The 3494-nt window shown below is 70.1% G+C and carries 3 protein-coding genes; 2 read left to right on the forward strand and 1 reads right to left on the reverse strand.

Annotation, left to right across the window (positions count from 1 at the left end):
• Positions 1-188 precede the first annotated feature (188 nt).
• Together IF29_RS46700 and IF29_RS44300 are read left to right on the forward strand one after the other, a co-directional pair.
• A complete protein-coding gene (locus tag IF29_RS46700) occupies positions 189-581 on the forward strand; it encodes a hypothetical protein (protein WP_157624209.1) in 393 nt (130 codons plus the stop codon).
• Positions 582-1098: 517 nt separating this feature from the next.
• On the forward strand, positions 1099-1776 hold the full coding sequence (locus IF29_RS44300; protein ID WP_051726702.1) for an SEL1-like repeat protein: 678 nt from the start codon (positions 1099-1101) through the stop codon (positions 1774-1776).
• Positions 1777-1873: 97 nt separating this feature from the next.
• On the opposite strand, the gene IF29_RS0140940 is transcribed toward IF29_RS44300, so the two are convergent.
• On the reverse strand, positions 1874-3145 hold the full coding sequence (locus IF29_RS0140940; protein WP_030267540.1) for an MFS transporter: 1272 nt from the start codon (positions 3143-3145) through the stop codon (positions 1874-1876).
• Positions 3146-3494 lie beyond the last annotated feature (349 nt).

Consider the following 3494-nt stretch of genomic DNA (forward strand, 5'->3'; position numbering starts at 1 on the left):
CCTCTACCTGGAGACCGCCCAGGGCCTGGTCCTGCTGGACACTCGGCTCCTGACCGGATGGGCCCTGGACCGGGCCGCGGCCGGCACACTGCTCACCGCCGAGCTCGAGCCCCTGCACACCTCAAGCGAAGAACAGGAGCAGGATGCCCTCTTCTGACCCCCGAGCGCAGGCCCGCGTCCTCGAGGGTATGCCCGGCACGGGCAGGAAAGCCCTGCTCAACTCCCTGGCCGCACTCGGCGCCCTGGTACTCGACGAGTACGCCACCAACGCCGGAACCGTCATGGACGACCACCCCCGTCACCGCGACCGGACAGCCGTCTGGCGAACTGGCTGCGCCAAGCGGGTGACAACGAGGCCGACCATCCGGTTGTCGGCCGCCCCACGCGAAACGCGTTGGCCTGTACCCGAGCCCATACGGGATGCTGCACCGGTGATCGAACGTGAGCCCGCAGCCCAACTGGTTCGAGAAGAGCTGGAACGCCTGCACAGGCTGGCCCCCGATGGCCCGTACAAGGTTCGCCTGGTCGTCACGCACGTTGAGGAGCACGAACTCGTTTGGATGGTCCACTACCAGTCCTAGGAGTACGTGCGAACCCGGAACTTCACGGCTGCAGTCGCAGGCAACGGGCCGTACCGGGTCGACCGGGTCGACGGAAGTCTGCACCGCATCGGAGTGGTGTCTGCTGGGACTGGCCAGTGGGCAGACGACTACAGGTCCCGCATCAGGGGGTTGCCCGTGCGCACCGCTGTCGATGATCTGCATGACGAGATTCGCCGGATCGGCGCGGACCGCGGTCGCATGGCGTGCGTTCGTGAGCTGCGCCGGCGCCTTCCTGCGCTGTCTCCTGTGGAGGCCCGTGAAGACCATCAGCCCTGCCTGAGCTCCGCGGATTTGCCGCGTTGGTGACAGTCATCCGAACTGGCAGCGGTGGGCCAGGTTCATGCCTGGCAGCCTCTGAACCAATAACTCGTAACGTCGCTGAACCCTGAGGTCAGCGTGCCGAACCTGGCCCAGGACATCTCCGAGTCCGGTTATCCGCTTCTGGACCAGAGGTCGGCCTGAATGACTGGTCGGGGTCTCTGGCAAGATCGCCCGTATGAGATTTCGCCGCCTCCACCTGCGCGCGGGCAGGGACGGCGGTCCGCTCGTAGGGCCGCCGACAGAGCTGCCGGACGAAGCGTCCGATGACATTACGGCTGACTACCCCGAGATCGAACACGGTGCCGATGGGCGGGTAACCCCCGAGTCGTTGGCATCGCTTCGGGCAGCCGCGGAGCAGGGCCTGCCGGTAGACATGGCCAACTACGGAACGGCGCTGCACGCGGCGGGCGATCGGGCCGGGGCACTGCACTGGCTCACCAAGTCCTGGGAAGCCGGGAATGTCATTGCCGGCTTCAATCTCGGTACGCTGCACTGGACGGCCGGGAACCGGAACCAGGCGCGGCTCCTATGGGAGCAAGCCGCCGCCCACGGCGATGTCGACGCCATGCTCGGCCTGGTCAGGCTGGCCTTCGAGTGCGACGACCGGCCCACGATCGAACACTGGGTGCCACGCATCTACGCTCAGGACCAGGCCTTTCCGATCACCGCCGTCGGAGCCGCCTTCCGCGCGCGCGGCCACACCGCGGAGGCCCTACGCGCCTTCACCATCGCCGGGGACCTTGGAGACGCGTACGCCATGGAGTACCGGGCGGAGATCCTCGAAGCCCAGGGAGAGCACCAGCAGGCCCACGCCCTTCGGGCTCGCGCGGCCGAGGCCGAGCACCTGTACTAGGCCAATTCCGTTGCTTTAGCTGGGCCCGGGGATTTCGGGGGTGCGGCGGCGTCCGCTGGTGCCGTGCCCAAATGGCAGGGGAAGGATTGCGCGGTGGTCATAGGGAGTCAGCGGAAGGCACAGGGATTTCCGCCGGGGTGGTGGCGGTGTTGTTGGTCGGGCGGTGGTTGCGGGCGGTTCGGTCGTCTGCGGCGAAGGCGGCGGCGGTGAGGACGCAGCCGACCGCGGCCAGGCCGGCGCCGAGCCAGCTGGGTGCCAGATAGCCCAGTCCGCCGGCGATGGCCAGGCCGCCGATGGCCGCGCCGAGGCTGTTGGCGGTGTTCATGGCCGACTGGTTCACCGCGGCCCCCATCAGTTGGGCGCGAGGGGCGGCCGCGATCAGCCGCGCCTGCATGGCGGGGCCTACGAACAGGCCGGTGGCGCCGACCAGGAAGGCGCCTGCGAACAGTCCCGCTGTGGTGTGCGCGATCAGGGCGAAGACGACCAGGGCGGCGATGATGCCGAGGAAGCCGGCCATCAGGCTGCGTCGCAGCTGCCGGTCGGCGCACCAGCCGCCGGCCGCGTTGCCCACGGTCATTCCCAGGCCCACGGCGACCAGCACCCAGGGCACCGCGGCCGAGGACAGCCCGGTCACCTGGGTGGTGATCGGCGCGATGTAGCTGTCGACGGCGAAGAAGCCGGAGAAGCCGATGGCGGCCACGGCGGCGGCCAGCCACACCCGTGGCGCGCGCAGCGCGGCCAGCTCGGAGCGCGGTGAGCCGCCGGGGTGTGCCGGTGCCTCCGGTACGACCGCCCGGACGGCCAGCAGGGTCAGCAGGAACACCGCAGCGATCGCCAGATAGGCGCTGCGCCAGCCGGTGCTCTGGCCCAGTCCGGTGATCAGCGGGACGCCGACCACGTTGGCGGTGGTCAGCCCGCTCAGCACCACGGCGAAGCCCTTGGCCTGGCTACCGGGGCCCAGCAGGTTCGCCGCGAGCATGCCGGCCGCGCCGAAGTACGCGCCGTGTGGCAGCCCCGCGACGAAGCGTGCCAGCAGCAGCAGTGCGAAGTTGGGGGCGACCGCGCTGGCCAGGGTGCCGACGACGAACAGCACCAGCAGCCCCAGGACCAGCCGCTTGCGGGCGACGCGGGCGCTCAGTGCGGCGATCGTGGGCGCACCGGCGACGACCCCGAGGGCGTAGACGCTGACCACCCACCCGGCGTCGCTGTTGGCGTGTGCGGAGGAGTGGGCGTAGGTGCCGGGCAGCAGCCCGCGGGCGATGTCGGGGAGCAGGCCCATCGGGACGAACTCGGTCAGCCCTACGGCGAAACCGCCCATGGCCAGGGCTATGAGTGCGGCCCGGCGGCGCGTTGCGGTGAGTGGCGGCATAAGCGTCGAGTATAGACAACACTGTTGCCTAAGCCGACGGCGCGGTCCTGGACCGCCACTCGGACGGTGACCGTGGGGCCCAGCAGCCCTCCTGGCCGCCGCTGAGCGCAGTGCCCAACTGGGCTGGCCGCAGGGGCAGGACCGCCAGCAGGCCACCGTCATCGATCACACCGGCACCTACCACCTGCCCCCTGGCGGGTTGGCACCTGTCGCGGCACTGCGGCCGCTGACGCCGGTCCGCACCGTCGCCGGCCGGGTGGCCTGTCTGATCGGCGGCGACCTCTACCTGGAGACCGCCCAGGGCCTGGTCCTGCTGGACACTCGGCTCCTGACCGGATGGGCCCTGGAC

Source organism: Streptacidiphilus jeojiense (assembly GCF_000719095.1).
Lineage (GTDB): Bacteria > Actinomycetota > Actinomycetes > Streptomycetales > Streptomycetaceae > Streptacidiphilus > Streptacidiphilus jeojiensis.